Origin of the sequence: Methanoregula sp. (genome assembly GCF_023227875.1) — an archaeon.
Taxonomy (GTDB): domain Archaea; phylum Halobacteriota; class Methanomicrobia; order Methanomicrobiales; family Methanospirillaceae; genus Methanoregula.
The window spans coordinates 1-23,277 of the sequence record NZ_JALOCH010000017.1; the positions used below are offsets into that span (position 1 = coordinate 1).

At 54.3% G+C, this 23,277-nt stretch carries 21 protein-coding genes; 15 read left to right on the top strand and 6 right to left on the bottom strand.

The genetic code is table 11. The features are described from left to right. On the top strand, positions 1-1,197 hold a 1,197-nt coding region (locus M0R30_RS13490), incomplete at its 5' end, for a hypothetical protein (RefSeq protein WP_292547786.1). Between the two features lie 49 nt (positions 1,198-1,246). Here the strand turns inward: M0R30_RS13490 and M0R30_RS13495 are convergent. From M0R30_RS13495 to mcrB, 5 genes are all read right to left on the bottom strand, one after another. Further along, on the bottom strand, positions 1,247-2,437 hold the full coding sequence (locus M0R30_RS13495; protein ID WP_292547788.1) for a hypothetical protein: 1,191 nt from the start codon (positions 2,435-2,437) through the stop codon (positions 1,247-1,249). Between the two features lie 338 nt (positions 2,438-2,775). Beyond that, positions 2,776-4,482, bottom strand: coding sequence for a coenzyme-B sulfoethylthiotransferase subunit alpha (mcrA, locus tag M0R30_RS13500; protein ID WP_292547790.1), 1,707 nt, complete (start codon positions 4,480-4,482; stop codon positions 2,776-2,778). 5 nt (positions 4,483-4,487) lie between these two features. Next, positions 4,488-5,255 carry a coenzyme-B sulfoethylthiotransferase subunit gamma gene (mcrG, locus tag M0R30_RS13505; RefSeq protein ID WP_292547792.1) on the bottom strand — a complete coding sequence of 256 codons (768 nt, stop codon included), beginning with the start codon at positions 5,253-5,255 and terminating at the stop codon, positions 4,488-4,490. Further along, the gene (gene mcrD, locus M0R30_RS13510; RefSeq protein ID WP_292547794.1) at positions 5,252-5,752 is read right to left on the bottom strand and encodes a methyl-coenzyme M reductase operon protein D; all 501 of its coding nucleotides are present in this window, start codon (positions 5,750-5,752) and stop codon (positions 5,252-5,254) included. The genes mcrG and mcrD overlap by 4 nt, the downstream gene beginning before the upstream one ends. A gap of 3 nt (positions 5,753-5,755) precedes the next feature. Beyond that, positions 5,756-7,060, bottom strand: coding sequence for a coenzyme-B sulfoethylthiotransferase subunit beta (mcrB, locus tag M0R30_RS13515; RefSeq protein ID WP_292547796.1), 1,305 nt, complete (start codon positions 7,058-7,060; stop codon positions 5,756-5,758). A gap of 183 nt (positions 7,061-7,243) precedes the next feature. Between mcrB and M0R30_RS13520 the strand changes: the two genes are divergently transcribed. From M0R30_RS13520 to M0R30_RS13535, 4 genes are all read left to right on the top strand, one after another. After that, a complete protein-coding gene (locus tag M0R30_RS13520) occupies positions 7,244-7,615 on the top strand; it encodes a helix-turn-helix domain-containing protein (RefSeq protein ID WP_292547798.1) in 372 nt (123 codons plus the stop codon). Between the two features lie 600 nt (positions 7,616-8,215). Further along, positions 8,216-8,725, top strand: a complete 510-nt coding sequence (gene frhD, locus M0R30_RS13525) for a coenzyme F420-reducing hydrogenase, FrhD protein (RefSeq protein WP_292547884.1) — start codon at positions 8,216-8,218, stop codon at positions 8,723-8,725. Between the two features lie 1,026 nt (positions 8,726-9,751). Then, on the top strand, positions 9,752-10,087 hold the full coding sequence (locus tag M0R30_RS13530; protein WP_292547800.1) for a hypothetical protein: 336 nt from the start codon (positions 9,752-9,754) through the stop codon (positions 10,085-10,087). 717 nt (positions 10,088-10,804) lie between these two features. Next, positions 10,805-12,121 (top strand): ATP-binding protein, encoded by a 1,317-nt coding sequence (locus M0R30_RS13535; protein WP_292547802.1) that lies wholly within the window; start codon positions 10,805-10,807, stop codon positions 12,119-12,121. Positions 12,122-12,317: 196 nt separating this feature from the next. Here the strand turns inward: M0R30_RS13535 and M0R30_RS13540 are convergent, their stop codons facing one another. Continuing rightward, positions 12,318-12,554, bottom strand: a complete 237-nt coding sequence (locus M0R30_RS13540) for a tetratricopeptide repeat protein (protein WP_292547804.1) — start codon at positions 12,552-12,554, stop codon at positions 12,318-12,320. 339 nt (positions 12,555-12,893) lie between these two features. On the opposite strand from M0R30_RS13540, the gene M0R30_RS13545 reads away from it, so the two are divergent. The 10 genes from M0R30_RS13545 (at position 12,894) to M0R30_RS13590 (ending at position 23,275) form a co-directional block, all read left to right on the top strand. Continuing rightward, the gene (locus tag M0R30_RS13545) at positions 12,894-13,457 is read left to right on the top strand and encodes a DUF2178 domain-containing protein (RefSeq protein WP_292547806.1); all 564 of its coding nucleotides are present in this window, start codon (positions 12,894-12,896) and stop codon (positions 13,455-13,457) included. A gap of 5 nt (positions 13,458-13,462) precedes the next feature. Then, the gene (locus M0R30_RS13550; RefSeq protein ID WP_292547808.1) at positions 13,463-13,663 is read left to right on the top strand and encodes a helix-turn-helix transcriptional regulator; all 201 of its coding nucleotides are present in this window, start codon (positions 13,463-13,465) and stop codon (positions 13,661-13,663) included. A 175-nt stretch (positions 13,664-13,838) separates the two neighbouring features. After that, entirely contained in the window at positions 13,839-15,725 is a 1,887-nt protein-coding gene (locus M0R30_RS13555) for a hypothetical protein (protein WP_292547810.1), read from the top strand. A 184-nt stretch (positions 15,726-15,909) separates the two neighbouring features. Next, on the top strand, positions 15,910-17,487 hold the full coding sequence (locus tag M0R30_RS13560) for a hypothetical protein (protein WP_292547812.1): 1,578 nt from the start codon (positions 15,910-15,912) through the stop codon (positions 17,485-17,487). Positions 17,488-17,681: 194 nt separating this feature from the next. Then, positions 17,682-18,257 carry a hypothetical protein gene (locus tag M0R30_RS13565; RefSeq protein WP_292547814.1) on the top strand — a complete coding sequence of 192 codons (576 nt, stop codon included), beginning with the start codon at positions 17,682-17,684 and terminating at the stop codon, positions 18,255-18,257. An 82-nt stretch (positions 18,258-18,339) separates the two neighbouring features. Beyond that, complete coding sequence (locus M0R30_RS13570) at positions 18,340-19,233, top strand: hypothetical protein (protein ID WP_292547816.1); 894 nt, start codon at positions 18,340-18,342, stop codon at positions 19,231-19,233. Between the two features lie 15 nt (positions 19,234-19,248). Then, positions 19,249-19,383, top strand: a complete 135-nt coding sequence (locus M0R30_RS13575) for a hypothetical protein (RefSeq protein WP_292547818.1) — start codon at positions 19,249-19,251, stop codon at positions 19,381-19,383. Positions 19,384-19,429: 46 nt separating this feature from the next. Next, positions 19,430-20,677 (top strand): hypothetical protein, encoded by a 1,248-nt coding sequence (locus M0R30_RS13580; RefSeq protein ID WP_292547821.1) that lies wholly within the window; start codon positions 19,430-19,432, stop codon positions 20,675-20,677. After that, positions 20,674-21,885, top strand: coding sequence for a hypothetical protein (locus M0R30_RS13585; RefSeq protein ID WP_292547823.1), 1,212 nt, complete (start codon positions 20,674-20,676; stop codon positions 21,883-21,885). Before M0R30_RS13580 ends, M0R30_RS13585 begins: the two co-directional genes overlap by 4 nt. 163 nt (positions 21,886-22,048) lie before the next feature. Further along, positions 22,049-23,275 carry a hypothetical protein gene (locus M0R30_RS13590; RefSeq protein WP_292547825.1) on the top strand — a complete coding sequence of 409 codons (1,227 nt, stop codon included), beginning with the start codon at positions 22,049-22,051 and terminating at the stop codon, positions 23,273-23,275. The last annotated feature ends 2 nt before the right edge of the window (positions 23,276-23,277 follow it).

A 23,277-nucleotide genomic window follows, 5' to 3' on the forward strand; every position in this document is an offset into this window, starting at 1 on the left:
GGCACAACTACATCCTTCACCCTTGCCGCCACAACCAGCGGGAAGCAGATCGATGAGATCGCGTATACCGTCAACTTCACAAAGAACGGGGGAATAAAAAATGCCGGTGATGGCGGAATCATCCGGAATGCCACGGTATACTTCTCAATCAGCCCAACCTGGGTGGCCGCTCATGGAGGTACTTCGAAAATCGTCATCCTGCATATGAACGAAGCAGGGTTGTCCACGTTACTCCCGACAACCTACCTCGGGCCGGATGAAGACGGCAACGACCTCTTCTCGGCCGTCTCAGATGAAGGGCTCTCGACATTCGCCCTTGCAGCGGTCTCACCGGTCTCTTCCGGAAATTCAGGGAACAGTGGATCGTCAAGTGGAAACACGAATACGGGCCTGGACAGCAGCAGTTCTTCCCCGGGCGGCACGTCATCCGGCGCCTCCAAGATTGCGGAAAAACAGAAAGGGCAGGTCTATGATTATACCCTGACCGACAAGAGTTACGGAACTGCGGGTTACCAGGTGGTGACCGTATCCCGGAAAGGCAGGGTCGCAGTCACGCCGTTAAAAGCGGAGATTGAATCGATGCCGGAGGCAAAAGCCTTGTGGAACGCGGAGATCGTCAACGATCCGGACGGAGGCGGGAAGATCTCCACCAGCATCATCAGTTCCATCCCCGAGACCGCGGTCAACTCGTACCGCTCGGTCCTTGCCGATCAGGGCCTCGATATATCTGCCGTTGCCTATGCGATGAGTATCACCAAGGACGACCGGATCGGGGCCACAAAAGACGGCGTCATCGAGATGACGGCCCCGCAGAGGTGGGTATCGGACAACGGGGGCGAGGGCCAGGTCAGGATCTTCCGTATCAGCGATGAGGGGATCACGGAGCTCCTCGATACTTCCTTCAGCGGGTACGACCACGAGACCGGATACCTGACCTTCCGGGCAGAATCGCCGGACGGCCTCTGCACGTTCACTCTCATGGCCGTCAAACCCCTGGCCGGAGGAAGTGCCTCCTTGCTGGAATCAGGTACCGGTCAGATGAATGCTGGATCCTCCGGTGACGCAGGGATCCTCACGGAAGTCGCCCCGGTCGGCCACGGGATTACCTATAACCTGATCATCGCGCCAATCCTGATCATCGCCGGGTGCATCGGGCTTGTCATGATATTCCGGGCACGGAAACGGGACGGGGATTAACACTTTTTCGGGACCGGAATCGCGTGCCGGTTCTTCCCGGACCGTCCCGTTACCGGGAAAATACCCCGGCTGGAATGATTGCCCCTAAAAGACGGGCAAAGCCAACCGGGGAGACGAGTATGAATATCCCCGTAGCAATGCAGGCAATCATGGCGATTGTCGCAACAGAATACACGAACCGGCGCTGCCGCGAGACCGGGGCTCTCCGCCGGCCCTCCGTGGTCCGGCAGGCAGGTTCTCCGATCTTCCCGGATTGCGATTTTCTCCCGGACCACCCGAAAAGAGAGAATGGTGCCCGGGAAGGAACCCGCAAACCATTATCGATGCCATGCCCGTCAGCAGAGGATGACGGATCCGGATCGCGCGCGAGTACGATCTGCCTGCGGGATACATAACGCGGGTCCTCGTCCATGAAACGCAGGTCTGAATTCCGGGCTGCTCCCGGCAAACCGGTAACAGCCACGTGATCGCGCGAAGTGCCCCTCATGACAAGGTCCGCAGGGATTATCTTTGCCCCGCAGCGATCGCAGTAACGCGAGCCCGGAATGATTCGGCTCCCGCAGGTTAAGCAGGAAAAAGACGCCTCCCCGGATTGTGCAGCGGGACGAACAGTCCGGGGTTCCCGTGGAGGAGCATCGGGAGATCGCCAGGCGCGGTCTGACGTACGGGCTTCCCGGAGATCGGGGGTATGAATTTCTGGAGATACATCAGGCACACCTGATGAAAAACGGGGGGGGAAATTGTTTTTCCGGACGTCCCTTATCACCAGATTTATCTCCTTTTTTGGGGGAGGGATCGTTCCCGCATCGCAGATACCCTGGCTGAACACCAGTTTCCCGGGATCGTAGTCACGCTGCTCCCGGACTTTCGGAATGGTGCGTGCCGGCCCCGTGGCCGGGGCAGGCGGGTTTACCGGGATATTCCGGACCCAGTCATCCCTCTCGTCCATTCGCGACCTGCTGCGGGATTTTCCGGCAAAGGTCAGGACGAGTCGTCTGCTCTCGCCCCGGGCAGTCTTTGCCAGTATCGCCAGTACGGGTTCACCGACGCTATTCACAGACTCTTCGAGGCCCTCGATGCGATCGAGCGCAAGGTCTTTGTCCGGCATAAGCGGGTCATAAGGACTTTTGAGAATCACCCGGCGGTCGGTCAGGAACGCATCAAAACGAGTGGACTTCACATACACGCTTGGTGACTGCACCCGCCATCGTTCCCCATCCATTAATACCGGCAGATCCATGATAACACAATTCTGCAATTTGTTTTATTAAGTATTACATAATTATATTATATTGCTAAAAGATTACCGTTTTTTATCCTCGGGGGCAGGTACCCGGAATATCCTGATATCCCTTCTTACAGGATCCGACAGGTGTCCTGCCCGAATCATAATTCAGCGGCGGTCGGCAAGCCGGATGCACTCTCCACCCGTACGCGGAGGGGTTCCATGGATCTCCATCAGTCCCGGATACCCATCGCCAGTCTGACAGGTACAGGTCTTGCCGTTGCGGAAACGGTTACAATGATCATGAAAAAAATGAGACGAAAAAAAGGGACGTGCACCGGCTGGGGATACTATTACCGTGCCGGCATGATCAGCGACCGTTCACCCGCAGCTTCAAACTCACGGATCGCGCCCTTTGCAAACTCCTTTCGCGGCTGAGAGAAATCGAATTTTAACGAAGGATCGGCAAAGGTGATCTTCACCCGCGGGTCGTAGCAGAACGCATCGCCACGGCCAAGATGGGCGCTTGCAACAATTGCCGCATACTCTCCCTGGTGGCCCACGTTCATCGCGTAATTCGGGTAATTCGGGCCACGGAGTTCTCCCATGGCGCCCCGATCCGGTTCCATCGAGAGCGAATTCGCCGATCCACACTGGTCCTGCAGGTCGTACCCAAAGAACCCGAGACGTGACCAGCCGTCCTTGTGGATGATCATCGAGAGGTACCACCCGTTCAGGCCCGCATTCGAGTTGCCGGTTGTGATCGATGTCGTAAGCCCGGACGCTGCCGCCATCACAGCCGCCCGCTGCGAACCGCCGAAGTGGTCCTCCATCAGGGTCGGGTACTTCTCATACTGCTCCATGCTGTAGAGGGTCACTTCGGTCGCAATATCGTTGACAATATCCTGCGTAGGTCTGATCACCTTGTCTGCTCCCGGCTCGTGATAATTGTACCCGTACTTGTCCTTGGCATAGTCCATTCCATAGTAGGTGAAATCGTCAAGAATGTTATCCGTGTACGCAGCGGTCGCATACTGTGTGAACCCGACACCTCCCGACATGTAGGAGCCAAGCCAGATCTGGTCGAAGAGTACCGCACCCGCTGCAACCACTTCAAGAGCTGCATGCGCCGGATCATCAGGGTACCTCCTGTCAGCCTGGATCATATCGGAGAACATCCCGAACTTGATCCCGCCCGGCTCGTTGGGGCCGCGGGCCCTGCGGGCCGGCAGGTGGGAACCCATCTGGATCACGCCGGCATGCTTGGCGGCAAACGAGAGGTCGGCCACTGCGGCTTCTCCCGCACAGGTGCGGTATGCAGCGATAAACGACATCCCGATCTGCATTGCGGACCACCGGCTGGTGGTACCGCCATCGCAGGTCCGGACCACAATGGTCGGGACGTGGATCGCTTGGTACATCGACTTGCCGATCTCAGCCTTGAGCGCCTCGGCCTGTTTCTTCGGGAAGAGTTTCTCGATATCGAGCAGGTACTGGGGTTCAATGTCGTCCGCAATCTCATCGTTGCCGGTAAAGACCTTGACAAAACAGTCATCCACGAGACCGGGATTGGTCTCGACCATGTGCTCCTGCACAACAGCGCCGCCGGGCATGGCGTGGTTGAGAATGTGGAGATACTCGTTGATGGTCTGGGGAGTGACCTCTTTTCCAAGCCGCTTATGGAGCGTGTTGTGGGCAATGTCCATCCCTACAATGATCGTCCGCTTGATCTCGTCCGACATCTGCTGCATGGCCGAGTTGTTCACAAAATGGAGGTCGTCACCTTCAACGAACGTGCCAGTACCCGAAACTTCGTAGGTCATCAGCTGCCGCTGGCCCATCGGGATGCCGTTTAAGTGGCAGTGCTCGGGATCATACATCGATATGCCGCGGTCGGCCTCGATCTTCTTTGTCGCCTCCATGAATTCACGCTTGCGGGGGGACTGGCGGACCCCGCCGAACTTGTAGAACTCGGTTGTCTTGGACTCGATGTCCTGCGCCTTGAACTTCTCCCTAAGTGCCTTTAAGAACTGTTTCTGGGAATGCTCTACGGATGCCATGGTATTCAGGCCTCCCTTGGCATGAAGCCATACCGTGTCCGCAGCGTATGGATCCGCTGCAGGTATTCGACATATTCACGATCATCCCGAAGAGGTGTCCCGACAAGGGAATGGAAGATCGTGGCATGCTCTTTCAACCATGGATGGTCGAGCGGTTTTCCCACTTCGACCATCCTGTTAAGCGGAAGACCGATCTGGTCTTTTACGTACCGTACCATCCCGTCTTTTCCGAGCACGCAACGCTGGAGAGCATCAAACTGCATCCCGTCTTCTGATAGCCTGAGAGAGTGACCGTGGACGGTTGCTCCACGGAGACTGACGAGGGCGGGATCGAACATCTCGGTCTCGATCAGGAGCCGGCAGTACTGTTCGAGGTCCCGCTCGCGGCATTCGACAATCTGCCGGCCCGACAGGGTACCGGGATCAATGCCACGGAAACGGTACATTTCGGCATAGGTCCGCTGGTAGGGCTGGCAGGGAGCATTGAACATCGAATCGGCGAACTGGACATACCGGACCCGGTCCCCATGCTTGGCCCCATCCGTTGGCACTACGAGTTTACGCATAGGACACTCCGGCTCCTGTTGCTCTGTGATCGGGGGGTGCATGGTCTTGAAGCTCGCCCCGGGAGCCCGGTGGCCAAGAACGAGGACGATGTCCTCGTCCGTGATGTTCCTCATGACAGTAAGCTTATGCCCGGGGTCCATCTGTTTTCTTCGGTTGATCGCAACAACCGATGTCCCCGGCCCGTACTGGGGTGTGCGTGCCGTCATAACTCGAACCCCCCGCAGACCCGGTCGCCAAGAGGACGGATGAACGCGGGCTTCTCTTTTCTCCTGGGGTCGACAAGTCCAATCACGGAAGAGTCCGCCTGCGGCCCGTACTTTGCGTAATCAACAAGGCTTGGCTGTGTCTTCATAAAGCGTCCTTCCTGGACATAACACGAAAAATCAACAAAGAAATCGTCGCAGATCGCACGGACACGCCCCACCACGGAAGGGTCTTCGATCTCAAGGGTAATGGTGCCGACCTGCACGTGCAGGTCAACGGTGTTGCCGGAGATCTCGATGGTCTTTCGCAGGTTCGTTGTGTTCAGCGTGCCGCGGGCAGGGCCATACGGCACGAGAAGCGGAATATTCTGGCCGTTCAAAAGTATCCTACGAATGCCAGGCACGGTGACGATCCGGTCGAGCAGCCGCTTTGTGGTGTCCGGGCCGAGGAGGCGCATAGGGACGATACGGCACTGTGGATAGGAGGTAATCGTATTCATGACTCAAACCACCTGCGCGATCTGGTGGATGGGTTTCGAGAAGACGTCCATCTTGCCATAGGTCTCACCCATGATCTTCGATGTCCCTTCAGGAGCGAACATCTGGGTGCCGCCATCCATTGCCGCCGCAGCAACGACACAGGGGATCGCCATGCCGTACGCGTGGCGGGTGACCACGTGGTTGCCATTGAAGATGCCCGGGCCGCCACCGCCATAGATCGAATGGCTGAAGAACGAGAACCCGACTGCCGTTCCCATCACGCGACCGAAGTCCGCACCAGGGAGGCCGGTCTCGTGCTCGATCAGGTCATTGAAGTAGAGGAGCGTTGAGGAGACGGCCTGTACGAACCGACCTGCACCGCAGTTGACAATGCTTGCAGCCAGGGTACCAGCCGAGACATAGGCATTCCAGAGCATCGGATCCTTCGTATCATAGAACTGGAAATAGCCGTCTTTTTTCCCAGGGGTGATGACCCGGTCTTCAACTGCCCGGTCAACAAGGGACTGAACAACGGAACCGACTGTCCCGTTCTCCCCGTTCTCCTTCACGATATCGTACACCATATTGTTGGCATTGAGTCCCTGGTACGCGTAACAGAGGAGCTGGTTGCGCTCGAAGGGTCCGATGGCTCCTCCCATCTCAAAGACGCCGGCCATTTCATACGTTGACGCGAGCGCAGCACCCTGGAGAGCATTACGGTTCGTCATCATGACAAAATGGTTGACGCTGATGTTGCGCAGCGCGTACCCGATCCCCTCGTTGTTCTGGGGGATCGTGAGGATCGAGGTGACAAGAGCACCCTCCATGTCCTGCGTGTGCGGGTAACTGCCCCATGCCGCCGCCTTGACGGTCGAAGCGTTGAACGCGTCAATATTGAACTCATCCACAATCGCGTAGGTCACCGCAGAGGCAACAGCCGTGATGGCTGCATCGTAGGTCGAAGCCCCGGTCAATCGGAGGGTCGGCGCCCGCACGAGCAGGAGCTTGCCGCCATTGAACTGCTGGATATCCGTGTCATCCCCGTCTTCAACCTGTACCATCGATTTGATCTTCTCGATCAGTGCATCTTTTCGTTCCATGATCGAAAGGTCGAGTTCCCGGCCGGGGATACGGCCCTTGCCGAGTTTTGCGGTCTTTAACGCCTCTTCGATACCTGCAAGGTTTACGTTGATCGTCCTTTTCGTTAGATCAACGATCTTCCGTGTTGCAGGATTCAGGAGCGGGCTGATGCGGTGCAGTTGCACGTTGCTTTTCAGCAGTTTCCCCTCATCGGAGTAGAGGTCGATAGTCTCAGTGTAATGCGCCATGGGTATCGGCTCCGGTGTGGTTTTCTTGAATCGCCATAAAACCGGGATGACATACGGGTCCCGGCGGATGCGTGGTCGAGTAACGGTCAAACATAATAGCACCAATTGGAAAATTTTTATGATTTCATAGTACAAATGTGCCTGAATTATTAATAGTATAAACTTTATAGTAATGCAGTAACTATGGAAGACGAAAGCGACCACCTCTGCCTCTGCTGCCTCCGGGGGATCATGCCCACCATCTCGAAGAAGTGGGCGATCTGCATCATCTCGGAACTGGGCCGGCGTCCATCCATGCGGTTTTCCGAGATCATGAAAGACTGTGGTGAGATAAGTCCCAAATCGCTCACCGATGTCTTAAAGGACCTCCAGGACACCGGACTCATCGAACGGACCTCCTATGGGGAGATCCCACCACGTGTCGAGTATTCACTTACTGAACATGGCAGAGATCTCAAGGCGTCCATAGTCCCCTTGTTAAGGTGGGCGAAGCGGCACAACCAGCTCTATATGAGTTACCGAAAACCGGAACTTGCGCGTGCACCGGATCCATGAAATGCGAAGGTGTTATATGTCCCCGACACTGTGCAGATTACCCTCCTGAAGTAGCAAAAATATTAAAAAATGTTATAATAATTAATACAAATGAGAAAGTTGATATGTGGATCGGCCTAACAAAAGATACAGGGCTGACAACATCATCAGTCAACCCTCTTGAACAAAGACACCAATCCATCATTGCTTCATTCAAGACGGTGTGCCGGGGGACTGGTAATCCCCCCGACACGGAGGAGGTGCATTGTTAGGAAGGTAAATGATTCGCACAACCATAATCCTGACGTCTCCAGGAGAGAGGTACATCTCTACATCCCCGATATCGCATAACGCGAGCGATATCTATCCAGTAAAGGCAGCGAGAACCGACCAGTAATTCGAAGTACACAGGATTTATCTCAAGGGGCATAACGGAAAGCGGACGAATACGCAACGGTCTTTCCGGCAGAGTGATGGAACACTGCAGGAGACGCGGAAAGACCGGTGCATTCGTCCGATACCAATCCAGGCAGTATTCTTTTGAGGAGAGTAACGATTTTAACCAGAGGTCTATTCGGAGTATACCCGTGACAATCAAACAGTTTGGATGGGGAATCCATGATGTATCCGGAGATTGTTATAGCTGGATGCGGAAATCCCCTTTTTGCTGATGACGGTTTTGGCCCCGCAGTAGCGGAAGAAATGTTCCGTATACCCCTGCCGGGTAATGTAATGGTGCAGGATGCCGGAACAAGTGCTCCGTACTATCTTGTGCCGATGCTTGACCCGGCTGTTACAAAAAAACTGATTATTATTGATATAACTGATTTCGGTGGAGAACCGGGCAGGATTATCCGGTTAGAGACAGGAGATCTCAATCCGGAAGGGATCCATGATTCCCATAATGGAGGGATCATCGAATCACTGCAGTGTATCCGGAATAAAATCGAGATCATTATCATCGGGTGTCAGCCAAAACACGTGAGTTATCCGGTGATGGAGATCGGGCTCTCGGATGAGGTCATACGTGCTATTCCAACCACCCTTCGCATTATCGGGGATCTTCTGGATGATGATAGACGGGATACCTGTGATCGTTCCATCGGGAAAAAACCTGCAGATGTACCCTGAAGTTTATATACCGGTTCAGATCTCCCACTCTGTCGTATCCAGGTAAATTCAGTCGGGACATTATAGGCTATAATTGACCGTATAACGATATTTCTTATAATCTCTGTAATACCCTGCCGAAAGCAGGAGGATATTTTGCTGATCCGTGAAACAACAAAGATACCGAGGAGAGCGTACTGATCACGGGTTTTTGACGAAGAAGGTATTGGGGATTATTTTCATGCAACACTCAGGGTTCCGGTAGAGAACGAAAATTTAACCGTGTTTCAGGCGACGATAACCGGGAACCCCCATCACTGATACCCAAGAGTAGAAAAACAGGGGAAGTTTCCATTCCCTCTCCCGGGTTGAGATCATTCTCGCACCGGGTGCACGAGAGATCCCCATCGATCCTAGTCCGGATTTCATACCCGCAATGCAAGCAGATCCGTATCGGCATTTCCAATTCGAGGACCTCATCCAACGGAGAGGTTATGCGAATGCGGTAGATCCCTGGCCCCCTGATCCCTGCATGAGAATGTCTCTGTCCTGACAGTCCCTGTATTCCCTTTCCCGCAGGAACCGTCCACTTACATCCGGTGTCCCGCATCCCGATGACGGTGCGGGCCCGAGTACACAATAAATTTACCCTTGTGTTCATACCTTATTGTTGAAAATGAGAGAAATAACACTGGCATTGAGTGAAAATAATTTTTCACTGATACCCTGATTGGAAAGAATCTGATGAAATGCAGGTGAATCTGGTGAGAATGTCGACCTAAAAAATGTTACATTAATAGCTCCATAGGAAATCTGCTACAGTATTGTTTTCCATCAGCGTGCATAATAAAAATATTATAAATTAATAAATTTCACATTAGTTCATACGAAAATAAAAAAGTATAATAATATCCGGAACGCATAGAGAATACAGGGTAGGGCTGACATCCCAGCAACACCCGCACTTTCGACTAGATATACAGTAAAATTCTGGTTGTTCCGGGAACGGTGGGGAAACCGATCCCGTTTACAACAGGAGTTGATCTCATGAAAACACAACTGTATGATGGCAGCAGGAAAATTCAGGTGGATACCCGGATTGATGAGTGCCTCTATGCAGCATTAAGGCCGCAGAAGTATTCACCAGAAGTTCAGCGGCAGGGAAAGGATCTCTATGTTCACAAGGATAAGGAAGGGAAGATCACCTATTACCTTCACCTATGGTCATCCGTAAAGACCGTTGGCAGTAAAATCCAGCCGATTTCACCAGCAACCGCAGAACGGTTTCTGCGGGGAAAAGGGCTCATCTGCAACCTGTTCCCGAAAAGCGATCCCATTGCAACGCTTTATAATTGGGGATATGGTATCGCAGAAGAGTTCTGAAATTTCATTGCACATCCCCCCTCTCTTCCTTTTCTTACCAGACTTCGAGCCGGTGAAATTATTTCAGGTTCCCGTACTGAAAAAACTACAACAGGATCTGCGGTATGATCACAAACAGGTTGTACATACTCCTCCCGGAAATAATGTAGGCAGCGTACCTCCACCCCCTCCCCCAATCAAGTTACAAACACCAACCCCTTTTTTCACTTCCTCACGTCGGACACCACACATCACACTACCAAAACCGGAGGGGGGTAGTCCCCCCTCCCTCAGCAAGAGGCACCCCCCACCACCCCACTTTAAAATCCGGAGGGGGGTCCCCCTACCCACCCCTCCATGGCCCGGATGGGTACCCACCCCCGCTTACCTGCATGACCAACCGTGATAGATCCAGTGGAACTTCCGACGTTGCAGGGATTTTCCGGCACGTCCGGGAAAACGGGCAGAGGGGGTACCCACCCCTCCCGCACCCAGAGGGGTAGCTACCCCTCCCCTCAGTGGAGGGAGATCCCGGGCGCCGGATCCGGGCAAAGGGAATGGGAGGGGGTACCACCCCACCCAGGGATCAATGGCGCAAACATAAGGTGTGTTGGATTATAACCTGACAAAGACTGGCAAAAGTGTAGGACTATATCCAGACAAAAAGGTATATTTGTGTGTGGTTATAATCGTACACATAGTATGGACTTGGACAGAGGTAGTTTAGACAGGTCACCGATGGACCGCTCCGACATCACGCTGACACCCCTCGCTGAGCTCTTGGCATCGATGAATCCCTGGTGGGCGGGGATGGACTTTGAGACCGGGAAACCCCGACCGGCATATCTCGCAACAATACAACGCTATCTCGATACCAGCGAGATCATCGTTCTGAACGGCGTCCGGCGTGCAGGCAAGACCACGCTCCTCTACCAGACCATCCGCCACCTTATCACCGGCCGCGGGGTCCCGCCACGAAACATCCTCTTTGTAAAATGCGACGAGGAGGGAGTGGCTTCTCCCGGCCAGTCCGTTTCCGCGATTGTCGATACCTACCGGAAGGAGGTGTCGGTACAGGGAACGATCTATCTTGTCTTTGACGAGATCCAGACCATTAAAAACTGGGAACAGACGGTAAAATCACTCTATGACCGCAAACAGTACAGGATAATCATCTCGGGGCCCTCCTCGTATCTCCTCGATTCAAAGGTGGCGACACTGCTCTCAGGGCGATACCTTACCGTCACGGTATTTCCCCTCAATTTTGTGGAATACCTCTCCTTCCACGGATTGGAACCGGCGGGTGATCCCGTGGTCCTCGCATCCCGGAAATACGAGATCATCACCCTGTTGAAACGGTACCTCCGCGAAGGGGGATTTCCCGGAGTTACCCTTCATGAGGATGAACGGACACGGCAGGACCAGCTCAGGGCGTACTATGACAGTATCGTGTACCGTGACATCGTCCGGGTCAACGAAGTGAGAAACCAGAAAGCGCTCGCTGCCGTCCTGCATTATCTCTTCACCAACATTGCATCGCTCTATTCCTACCGGAAGCTCAAGGAGACATTCGGGATTGACATCTCGACGCTCCAGGACTACATCCATTTTGCCGATATGGCAAGGATTCTTTATGAAATCCAGGTCTTCTCCTATTCTCTCCAGACGCAGGCACGGGCGAACAAGAAGATCTACTGCATTGACAATGGCCTGCGGAATGCGGTGTCATTCCGGTTCTCCGAGGATGAAGGGAAACTTGCAGAGAATCTTGTCTTCATCGAACTGCTCAGGTCGGGGTCGGATCTGTTTTACTGGAAGAATAACCATGAAGTGGATTTTGTGATCAAAAATCCGGACACCTCCCTTACCGCAATCAACGTGTGTTATACCGATTCCGTTCCGGAACGTGAATATGAATCACTGCAGGAATTTTCCAACATTTTTAGCGAGAAGGTTGGAAAACGTATTATTCTCACACGGGACAAAGAGGGGGAAGAAAACGGGATTTTATATATCCCCCTCTGGAAATGGTTGCTGAGTCGCGAAGAGCGATAGGATCAGGCCCGGGGCGGGTACCAAAATGAGAATGCCCGGTCCGGTGAACAGCGGACCGCGGTTCACCTTCTGCCAAAGGGAGAACAGGAGAACATAAAAAATCCCCATGATGGGCATATAACACGGTCTTTAAAAAACTCATCACTCCAGAAAAGAAAATGCGGCACCCGCCGATCGCTGGCAAGAAAAGTGAAGGTTATCCCAGCCCGCTGACATACATATGGGTTGCCGTGTCGAAGCATTTCATTGCTTCGGGGACCCGTCCCAGTTTTACCAGGGTCTCGCCCTTGTCGAATATCACATCGGCATCGTCCGGGACGATCTCCAGGGGATGGTCGTAGGCAGCAATCGCCTTCTCGAACTGCCCCTGGCTGTCAAGGATATTCCCGCTTTCCACAAACTTCTGTTCCTGTTTTACATCTTCTGCATTCATGTTGTTTTCCTCCCCTGTCACAACCTGTGACTGATACCTGCTTTTTCGTATCAGATTTTAGTTATTTGCAAACACGGACCGCCGATCATCATTGGTATACAAGTCTGCCATGCAATGAGTCTGTCAGGGAGTACGGGCTCAGGGTTCAGCCGTGGACAGGTCAAATGGGGGAGTCACACGTTGCTGAAAACCTGACCGTGCTGACCTGGCCCCGGCCGTAACCTTCCCCCATTAGCTTGCAGTCCCGGCCGCTCACCCCACCCGGTAAATGAGAATAACCCTGCCCAATATGAGAAATAGTTTTATCTAAATGAGAAACATATGTTACATTGTGAGATCATGAAAAAACAAACTTACTTCACCTGTCTCGCCATTATCCTCGTCGCACTGGTAGTGGGCCTTGGTTTCGGGGTCACTATGGGAAACCTGTTGATCCCCGTCATCGTCATTGCGGGTGCCGTTGGCGCCATCTGGCTCTGCCACCAGAGGGTAACCGATGTGATGACCGACGATCTGGAATCTGCCATCAGCGGCAAGGCCGCATTAAAAGCACTTGAAATAACCGTCATCATCGCGGCGGTCGGGTTCGCGGCAGGAATGGGCTTTTTCTTCAGTGGCGGCTGGGGGAACGGCATGCACGGGTTTAACAACGGGTCAATAATGGTCGGTGCCAGTCAGTTCTATCCTTCCGGACATATGATATACGACGAGTCCTATTTCATTGCAGATCCGGCCAACCTGAGTCTTAACGATGTGGTTGCCCTTGACAGGATGGCGGCAAATTCCCACCGCGTCAGGGATTTCCCCCTTGCATTTGGTGTCGGACTGGGATCTGTCGTGGTGCTTCTCGTGGGCCTCTATGCGGCATTTTCATATTATTATACCAGGAAATATGAGGAATAGTCCTGATGAAAAACAAGATCAAGGTGTACCGGGCAATGCGGAACATGACCCAGGAGGAGCTGGCCGGGCAACTCCGGGTCACCCGCCGGACGATCAACTCCATTGAAAGAGATAAGTACAACCCGTCCATTGAAGTCGCGTTCCGTATCGCCCGGCTGTTCAATGTTCCGGTCGAGGAGATGTTCAGCCTCGACGAGGATGAATAGGACCTTTTTTTCCTGTAGTGCTGCACGATGACCGTTCAGGACGCCGTCGGCTGCATGGGCAGGTACCCCCGTGGGACAATCCACCATTCATAGAGAACACCTGTTTTGCACCAACATTTTTGCAATAAGCCAAAAAGTTTATACACAATGCACAATATATTGTGCATGTGATATTATGAGAGACCAGAGAATCATCTCGGGCGCCCTCCTGGCTGCCGGCATATTTGCCGTCATCGTCTGCGTGGGCATGGTCACCGGGTTTACGGCGGCAAAGCCGTTCATCTCGGTTGACCTGGTAGGCGATAAGAACATCGGCGACCAGTTCACGGTCACGGGGAACACCAGCCTGCCGGCCGGCAGCGAGATCATGTTCGAAGTCTATCCGGAATCCCTTGACCTCAACACCGGGCTGGTCATCGACCCGAACACCGGCTCCGCGGTACGAGTGGACTCGTCCGTGGTGACCGGCGTCATGAGAGTGGATAGTAACTCCGGGGGTATTGCTGCATGGTCGTTCCCGGTCAACACGGCTTCGTTCATGCCCGGGGAGTACCGGGTCGTGGCAACGGCGCTTGTGAACGACAAGCCGGGAGATCTCTCCGGCATTACAAAGTTCACGGTTCACGGGACCCTGGCACCCACGGGAACGGCACAGTACATCAGGGTTGATCCTGTTCCTGACAAGACAACCGGGGACCTCCTGATCGTCAGCGGTTCAACAAATTTCCCGGAGGGAACGGACCTGATGATCCAGGCAGCCAGTACCAACGGCGGTTCAAAAGTACGTAAAGGAACCGGGGGAGTAAATGTCTGGTCCACGCCGATCGACACGTCAGCCTCCAGGCCGGGGAGTTACCAGATCACCGTAACGAACATGGTAGGGAGTTTTGAGAACGGAGACTACGGGAAGGGTACGGTTAACGGGACTACTCCCTTCACGCTGAAAGGCGCCTACCTTACCACGGAAACACCGGTCAAGGCAACAATTACCAAAGACGATTACATCCGGATAAACGCGATCGGCGACCGGTCTGTCGGGGAGCAGTTCCTCGTCACCGGGACAACAAGTCTTCCCGTAGGAACGGAAGTCCTCTGGGAGATCACCCCGGATTCCATCTTTACCAACCCGAACCAGTCGGGGGAGTTCACCGGTGCAATGGCAAATTCGCAGGTGACAAAAGGTGAGGGTACTACGAACCGGGTATCCTATGCCATGGACACCTGGGTGCTCCTGCCGGAGCAGTACAATGTATCGGTATCGACCGTTGTCGGGAACCTCTCCGAGGGCGATTACCGGACGGGCAACCCGACAGGAAACACCCTGTTCACCCTGAAGCAGGGTCCCGCATCCGCGGGTACGGGACAGTACATTAAAATTGATCCGGTTGACGAGAAAACAACCGGTGATCTCCTGATTGTCAGTGGTTCAACGAATTTTCCGTCAGGAACAATCCTGATGGTACAGATTGGCAGCCCGGGGATTGGTTCCGGGAGTGACACCATAGTCCGCGAAGGCACCGGCGGCGTTAACCGGTATTCCATGCCGGCCGATACAGCCCTGCTGAAACCGGGCACGCAGACGATTACGGTCACCAATATGAAAGGTGACCTGGAAAAAGGAGATTACGAGCTGGGGAATGTAAACAGCACGGCCACATTCACCCTGAAAGGCACCTACCTTGGAACGGACACACCGGTACAGGCAACCGTCACCAAAGACGATTTCATCCGCCTGAATGCAATCGGTGACAAGAAGGTCGGGGACCAGTTCCTCATCACCGGGAAGACCAGCCTTCCCGCGGGTGTCGGCCTGATCTGGCAGGTCATGCCGTATACGGGAACCGTCCCGACCAGCCTTGACATGAACACAAAGGGCATTATGGCAAATAACCCGGTGACGAAAGGGGATGGCGCCGCGAACCGGGTATCGCTTGCCGTTGACCTGGGCAACATGGAGCCGGGAGAGTACATTGCCATGGTGGGCCCGATGAAAGGAGACCCGGAAAACAGGGATATCGCGATGGCGGATCCGGTCGGATCCACCCGGTTTACGGTGGTATAGACAGATGAGCCCCCCGGGGGAGACACTCTTTTTTTCCGGATTCTGGAAAGGACACAATGACCCCAAAGCGGGAAGAGACCGGGTGATCGTCAACATGCCTTTCTGCCCGCATCCGGGGAAAAAGCCGTTGGTTGTGTTCCCAAAAAAAGAGAGACCACGATCAGAACAAAGGCAAGGAAAAACCATGAAAAAACAGAACATTATACACAGCAGCGTCATTGCTGCCCTCTTTATTGCTGCCGTCGTAGGCGTCAGCATGGTCAACGGGTTCGCGGTTGAAAAACCGTTCATCTCCGTTGACCCGGTGAGCGATAAGAACAGTGGTGACGAGTTCACCATCACGGGAAACACAAGCCTCCCGGCAGGATCGGAGATCATCGTTGATATCCACCCGTCTTCCCTTGATCTCAACACCGGGATGGTCACCGATCCAAAGACCGGCGCCACAGTGCGCCTGGATGATTCCATGGTGGCTACCGGCATGTTGGGCGTGGAGAACGATCCTGACGGCGTTGCTGCCTGGTCGTTCGATGTGCCTTCAGCCGCATTCCTGACGGGTGAATACACAGTAATCGTCTATGAGTACAATAAAAACAAACCGGGGCCAGGAGAAATCTCCGGTGTCACAACATTCACGGTCCACGAGAGCCAGGCATCCACCGCCCAGGCGCAGTTCATCCGTGTCGATCCGATCGGTGACAAAAAAGTCGGAGACCAGTTCACGATCACCGGCACGACAAACCTCCCGAAAGGAGCAGAAGTCATGTTCCAGGTCTACGCGGCATCCTTTGAACCTACAGAAACGAATCCACAGACCGGCGCACAAAGCGGGGAATTTACCGGAGCAACCGGGACCGTGACGGTAATGCAGGGAACAGGGGATGTGAATACCTGGTCCGCGGACCTCGACCTGACAACGTTCCAGCCAATGGAATACCTCGTGAATGTATCAATGTTTACCGGAGATGTGAGCCAGCGCGATTTCTCTACGGGCAATCCTACCGGCAGGTTAAAATTTACCGTCAACCCGGCAGCGGGAAATGCCGGCTCATCCCCGCAGTCGGACAAGGCTGCTGCAGGCGGGATCCTCATCGACCCCATTTATGACACTCCATCAGGCAAACTCCTTGAAGTGACCGGGAAGACCAACCTGTCGGTCGGCACGCCACTCATCGTCAAGGTGATCCCTGCATCCATGGACAATCAGACGGTTGTCTTCAATTACCAGAACCCGGAGAATGCAGCAGTGATAAAGGTTGTAAAAGGCGACGAAGTGAACAACCACTTCTCGGTAAACCTCGATACCCACCTCCTCCCCCTTTCGGACCATATCATCTTTGTCTCCGACATGGCCGACGAGGCAGCCGGCATACAGTCCGAGTCTTACGGGTGGACCGGTTCAGCGCTGTTCAACATCATCGCAGGAACAGCAGGCATGGGCATGTCACAGGATAACCTTTCTGCACCCGGTATCTTCATCAACCCCTTCGGTGACGTAACCCAGGGTGAGTCCATTACCGTTACCGGCACGACAAACCTGCCTGTCGGGGCGAAGTTCAGGGCCATGGTGATAGCGGAATCCAGTACCGATTACGAACACCCGGAACTTGCTGCAACAACATCGGCTGTCAAAGGTTCCCCATCGAACAACCTCTTCTCAGCCATGCTTGCGACAAAGGATCTCCCAAAGGGAAACCATATCCTCATCGTATCCGCCGAAGACTATGAGGCGACCGGGTCCGTCCTGTTTACCGTGGAATAGATCGTTATGCATTCCATACGAAGACACCCCTCAATTTTTTCCGGGGACCGGGGGAAAAAGAGGAAAAACACGCAACGGTCCGGGAACCGATCGTCGCAGAAGTTACTGTTTGCCATTATCCGGGAACGGTTCCGGCAAGTACTCGCCCCCCTCTGGAAGAAGAGCACAAGGAAGAAACAGCGAATGGAGAAACCATGAAAACACATCGTACATCAGGTCTCTGGCTTATCTGCCTGACCGTCATCATCGCCTTTGTGATTGTTACCCTCGCCGGTTGTGTGGACTCCGCACAAAACCAGCAGGGCCAGGTGACACCTGCAGGTAATCAGCAGAATGAAAACCCGGCCCCGGTCGCAACAAAAACAACGGCTGCACCGGCACCGCCGAAAACTGCACAACCGACATCAGCACCAGTCCAGTACAACGGCGTCATAACCATTGACCCTGTCGGCGACTATAAAACTGGCGATACGTTCACTATCACAGGAATTACCAGTCTCCCGGTCGGAACAAACCTGTTCTGGGATATCACACCGGATACAGGAATCCCTCCGAAAGGTATCGACATGAACCAGCAGAGAGGAATCATGGCAAATAACCAGGTCGCAAAGGGTAGTGGCACATCAAACCGGGTCTCGCTGGACGTTGATCTGAAAGACATGCCATCGGGAAAGTATGTTGTTGTCGTGGTCTCCCTGAAAGGCGATCCGATGACCGTGGATCCTTCGACAGGGACGCTTGCAGGGTACACCTATCTGACCGTGAAATGAACGGCAATATTCACGTGGGGAAGATCCCCGGCACCTGCTCTCGCAGGAAGAATAGTACGCAAATGAAAAAACAGGAGATACGATGAAGACCCCTCAGGCAACACGTCAGGCGCTCATCTGCCTTGCCGTACTCGTCACCGTCGCGACCATCATGATCGCCGGGTGTACGGATTCCACGGAAGGCCGGCAGAACACGGTGAGCACCGGGAGCGAGACCCCTGCCAGCGTCATGGCAGTCACGGCAACAACAACAGCACAGCCCACGCCGGCACCGGACCCGTCTGCCCCCTACATAACAATCGATCCTATCAGTGAGAAGAAGATCGGGGACCTCATTATTATCTCCGGGACTACGAACCTGCCGGAGAATTCAGCGATCTCCATGTACCGGACCTACGGTGACTCAGGAGAGGAGAAGATGATAGCAAACAGACAGGTCCTTGCCGGCACGGGCGGGACGACCCGCTGGAGGTTTGTTTCCGACACAAACGGGTTTAGACCCGGCTCCTACAAAATCCGGGTTGCTGCTGCGAAAAAGGGTGTGGAGGGATCGGTACAGTTCAACCTGAAAGGCACATACCTTGGCACTGATATCCCGGTCTTCTATTCCGGGTCGGCAACGGGATCACCGGGCGCATCCACCATCACCGTCAAGCCGGTGGGCGACAAATCGCAGGGAGAGGTCTTCCTGATCTCAGGCACCACCACCCTTCCCAAAGGAACACTCCTGATGTACCAGGTATATCCTGATTATTTTGAGGACAAATCACAACGATCGGCCACATCGGCCGCACAGCCTTCAGGCATTGCAGGCGATACCATTGTCATCGGGGGCTCAGGGAGTACCAACACGTGGTCCTGTGCACTGGATACGGAAGGTTATGAAAAAACCAATTATATCGTAAACGTCACAACAATCAGCGAGGATAACCTCAGGACCGATGTCTTCGGATCGGCGCACTTTGCGATCCGGTGAAACAGGATGAACCGTATGAAACCTGCACAATTCGGCATCGTGGCAATGATCGGAATCATGATCGCCACCCTTTTTGCCGGTTGCGTTACTGAAGAGGCACCGGTTGCAGGCGCACCCACGGTCTTGCTTCTGATCGACAATTCCGAATGATAAATAATTTTTACCAGATGCACAAAATACATTACATTGAGGCCCTATGAAAAAGAAATATCTGACATATGCCGGTATTGTTGCTGCCGCACTACTCGTCATCATGTTCGCAGTCATCCTCCTCTCGGGCTCCTTCTCGGTCTTCTCCACGGTTACCATCGATCCCATCCCGGAGCATGCCGCAGGGGACCTCGTGGTCATCAAGGGGACAACCAACATCAACGCAGGCACGAGGTTGTCACTGGATATCATCGACACCTCTCCCGGAGCCGGTGAAAGGACACGGGTCGGCGGGACCGATGCGTTCATTGTCCGTGGCGCGGGGATGTCGAACACCTGGTCGGGTGCACTGGACACATCCGCCATCCCGCCGGGAGAGTACAGGGTGAACGTTTACGGGATAAATGCGACCATTGCCCGGAGCGGTCTCCTCGCAACGTCCCGGTTCACGCTCGCCAATGCCACACCAGACCCGGATAAGATCACGCGCATGGGGGAGATACACAAGATTAAGTTCATCCGGATCGATCGCCTTGGCACGATACACCGTGGCGATAAGCTCCTCATTTCAGGGACAACGAACCTGCCCAACGATACTGAACTCCTCTATTTCGTCGTCCAGCAGTCCAATACGTCGATCTTTACGGTGGACCCGAAGACCCGGGAACAGGACCTTCGGCAAGGGTTTACGCGGTCGGGCCTGATAACGGCAATCCCGGGAGATGACGGGCTCAACCACTGGTCGTTTGCGATTGACAGCACCGAGTTCATTCCAGACCGGTACGAGGTGATCGTGACACAGGATACCGTCAGGACGGAGGATATCGGGAAGAAAGGCACCTTCGACACGGAATCCCTCACCGTACTGGACGCGACCTCCGACCTTCTCACGCCACCAGTAGTGGTTACCGGGCCCTGCCAGGCCATCACGATTGATACGTTGCCCGACACGCTGGCAAACCAGCGCTATACCGTCACGGGGACATCCAGCCTCCAGCCCGGAACGGAGCTGCTCTTCCAGGTCATTCCCACGGCAATTGAGTTCACCATGAACGGGGGCACCATGACAGCATCCGGTGTCGGGGCGATGGGAGATGTGGAAGTTATCAGCGGGACAGGCAGTACGAACACATGGTCTGCGGATCTCGACCTTTCACAGTTCCCGCCCAGTGAATACGTCTTTAATGTCAGCAACGACCGGATCGATCGCCGGACCTATGATACCATATATGGGGAGACCTACTGCTCAAAAAGGTTCAACCTATCGAATTCCCCCGTAACGGAGGCTGAATGAAAAAGAAATACCTCACGTATGCCGGTACTGTCGCTGCCGCACTACTCGTGGTCCTGTTCGCAGGCATCCTCCTCTCGGGCTCCTTCTCCGTCTTTTCCTCGGTTACTATCGATCCCATCCCGGATCAAGTGGCAGGCGATCTCGTGGTCATCACGGGGACAACAAACCTCATGGCCGGCACGGTACTGGATCTGGATATCATAGCGGTCTCTCCCGCTCCCGGAACAAAATCTCCTGCCGGTACGGTGGACGCGTTTATTGTCCGGGGAGGGGGAATGTCGAATACCTGGTCGGCCGAACTGAACACGGTCTCCCTCTCCCCGGGAGAATACATTGTGAACGCGTACTGGATTAACGGGACCGTGCGAAGTGATCTCCTCGCAACATCCCGGTTCAGGCTTAATGATACGGGCCTGGCCCGGAAGGACACTTCCGGCACAGGTCCAGACCAGTCAACGTTCATCACGGTCAACCCCCCCGGCACGGTATGGCGCGGAGAAACAATGCTTGTGACAGGGACAACCAACCTGCCGGCAGGTACCGGGCTCCATTATCTCGTCATCCGGCAATCCAACACATCGGCCCTCACCGTGGACCCGAAGGGGGGGTTCACCCGGGCGGGGATCATCAACGTGCTCCCGGGCATTGATGGAATCAACCGCTGGTCGTTTGCCGTTGATACCGGGGAATTCATCGCGGGCCAGTACAAGGTGATCGTGACGCAGCACACGATCAGCACGGATGATCCCGGTAAGGCGGAACCCTCCGGCACCGCGCCCTTTGAGGTGAAGGAGGCGATCCTTCACAATAGTACACCGGCAGTACCAGATGGCAGTCCCTGCGGAGTGATTACCATAGATGCATTCCCAGACCGGTGGATCAACCAGACCTTTACGATCACCGGGACAACCAGTTTCCCTCCCGGAACGGGACTGCTCGTACAGGTCTATCCCACAGCATATGACCTTACCATGAACATGGGAATAAAGTACCCGGCGGCGACCCTGTCGGGGGCAACGGCACAGGTAACTGTTGAGAGGGGGAACGGGAGCGATAACCTCTGGTTCATGACGCTGGATAAGGGACGCATGGATCCCAACCAGCCGAATTATCTCGTGAACGTCAGCAATGACCGGATCGATCACCAGACCTATGCGACCATATACGGGGATACCTACTGCTCAAAGCGGCTTGTCCTCCCGGACTGATTGCCATGAAACACCTTACCAGCCTTACCTGCTCCCGCATCGTGGCCTTCAGGGTCGCCGTGATGAATCCTCCCGACAGGATACAGACCGGGAAAAGATTCCCGATCAATGATACTGCCGGTCCTGCCGAAAGATGGAATAATTCCCCCGTAACGGAGGCTGAATGAAAAAGAAATACTTCGCGTATGCAGGGATCATCTCTGCCGTGGTCCTTGCAGGTATGTTCATTGGCATCCTCCTTACCGGGATTCCCATACCCTTCATGCCCCCGTCCACGACCATCGATCCCATCACGGAAATGAGCGTAGACGAACACAATATACTGGTCCTGGCCGGCACGACCACCCTGGCAAAAGACACTGACCTGTACGTCAGGCTGACTGCATCACCCCGGTCCCCGGGGCAGGATGATACTGCCGGAACAGTAAAGGTCAACACCGATGCCTGGATCATTCCCGGAGAGGGTGGAAATAACCGCCTGCGAGGTACGATCGATATCTCATCGGTACAGCCCGGCGATTATACGGTTTCCCTGACCACCTTCACGTATACAAAAAATTTCACCATGATAGAAAGCGATCCCATCGCAACACAGCATTTCACACTGGGAGATGAGAATGCCGGCCCGGGAAGTATCCGGAAAAAGACCCGGGTAACAGAGCCATTTATCCGGATCAATCCCACTGACCAGACACTCGTTGGCGGAAACCTGAAAATTTCCGGCATCACCAGTCTTGCGCCGGGCATACCACTGGCGTGGAGTATGCAGACGGTGACGAACGGATCGGGCAATAGTACTCAGGAGTTCCAGGGTACTACCGTGGTTGTCCCCGGGACAGAGGGAATAAACCGGTGGAATGTTGTGCCCGGCACCAGCGCGATACCACCGGCCCGGTACCAGTTCCGCATCTCAAAAAACCCGACCGGGAATACCTCACCTGCCGGGACCCTCTCCACCCTGTACGAATTCGATAATCCCCCTGCCTCCACTTCACTGCAAAATACAACGGGCCCCGTAAATATCTCCGCGGGCTTCATCACGATAGATGCAATTCCCGAGATGAGGACCGGGGGGGTCTACGTTCTCACCGGAACGACCAGTCTCTCTCCGGGTGAGGAAATAATGATGGTGGTCTTTCCTTCATCAGGTTTCGATCTCCTGTTCGACAGGAATAAAGGCCAGACAGGTGATTTTTCCGGATTAACCACGGTAACGACAGCTGTTGCCGGAAGTGGCGGGGAGAACCTCTGGTCGTTCGAACTCCCGACACATCATTTTAAACCTGACCAGTATATCGTCACGATAAATAACGATACGTACGACTTTGAGGCAGGAGCGACTGTTCCCGGCGATCTGTCGTGTTCGAGAGTATTTACTATCGGAGGCTGATG

Excerpts from the sequence above, each read along its gene's own strand:
- M0R30_RS13495 (WP_292547788.1), bottom strand. The coding sequence starts at position 2,437 with ATGGATCTGCCGGTATTAATGGATGGGGAACGATGGCGGGTGCAGTCA.
- mcrA (WP_292547790.1), bottom strand. The coding sequence starts at position 4,482 with ATGGCATCCGTAGAGCATTCCCAGAAACAGTTCTTAAAGGCACTTAGG.
- mcrG (WP_292547792.1), bottom strand. The coding sequence starts at position 5,255 with ATGACGGCACGCACACCCCAGTACGGGCCGGGGACATCGGTTGTTGCG.
- mcrD (WP_292547794.1), bottom strand. The coding sequence starts at position 5,752 with ATGAATACGATTACCTCCTATCCACAGTGCCGTATCGTCCCTATGCGC.
- mcrB (WP_292547796.1), bottom strand. The coding sequence starts at position 7,060 with ATGGCGCATTACACTGAGACTATCGACCTCTACTCCGATGAGGGGAAA.
- M0R30_RS13520 (WP_292547798.1), top strand. The coding sequence starts at position 7,244 with ATGGAAGACGAAAGCGACCACCTCTGCCTCTGCTGCCTCCGGGGGATC.
- frhD (WP_292547884.1), top strand. The coding sequence starts at position 8,216 with ATGTATCCGGAGATTGTTATAGCTGGATGCGGAAATCCCCTTTTTGCT.
- M0R30_RS13530 (WP_292547800.1), top strand. The coding sequence starts at position 9,752 with ATGAAAACACAACTGTATGATGGCAGCAGGAAAATTCAGGTGGATACC.
- M0R30_RS13535 (WP_292547802.1), top strand. The coding sequence starts at position 10,805 with ATGGACCGCTCCGACATCACGCTGACACCCCTCGCTGAGCTCTTGGCA.
- M0R30_RS13540 (WP_292547804.1), bottom strand. The coding sequence starts at position 12,554 with ATGAATGCAGAAGATGTAAAACAGGAACAGAAGTTTGTGGAAAGCGGG.
- M0R30_RS13545 (WP_292547806.1), top strand. The coding sequence starts at position 12,894 with ATGAAAAAACAAACTTACTTCACCTGTCTCGCCATTATCCTCGTCGCA.
- M0R30_RS13550 (WP_292547808.1), top strand. The coding sequence starts at position 13,463 with ATGAAAAACAAGATCAAGGTGTACCGGGCAATGCGGAACATGACCCAG.
- M0R30_RS13555 (WP_292547810.1), top strand. The coding sequence starts at position 13,839 with ATGAGAGACCAGAGAATCATCTCGGGCGCCCTCCTGGCTGCCGGCATA.
- M0R30_RS13560 (WP_292547812.1), top strand. The coding sequence starts at position 15,910 with ATGAAAAAACAGAACATTATACACAGCAGCGTCATTGCTGCCCTCTTT.
- M0R30_RS13565 (WP_292547814.1), top strand. The coding sequence starts at position 17,682 with ATGAAAACACATCGTACATCAGGTCTCTGGCTTATCTGCCTGACCGTC.
- M0R30_RS13570 (WP_292547816.1), top strand. The coding sequence starts at position 18,340 with ATGAAGACCCCTCAGGCAACACGTCAGGCGCTCATCTGCCTTGCCGTA.
- M0R30_RS13575 (WP_292547818.1), top strand. The coding sequence starts at position 19,249 with ATGAAACCTGCACAATTCGGCATCGTGGCAATGATCGGAATCATGATC.
- M0R30_RS13580 (WP_292547821.1), top strand. The coding sequence starts at position 19,430 with ATGAAAAAGAAATATCTGACATATGCCGGTATTGTTGCTGCCGCACTA.
- M0R30_RS13585 (WP_292547823.1), top strand. The coding sequence starts at position 20,674 with ATGAAAAAGAAATACCTCACGTATGCCGGTACTGTCGCTGCCGCACTA.
- M0R30_RS13590 (WP_292547825.1), top strand. The coding sequence starts at position 22,049 with ATGAAAAAGAAATACTTCGCGTATGCAGGGATCATCTCTGCCGTGGTC.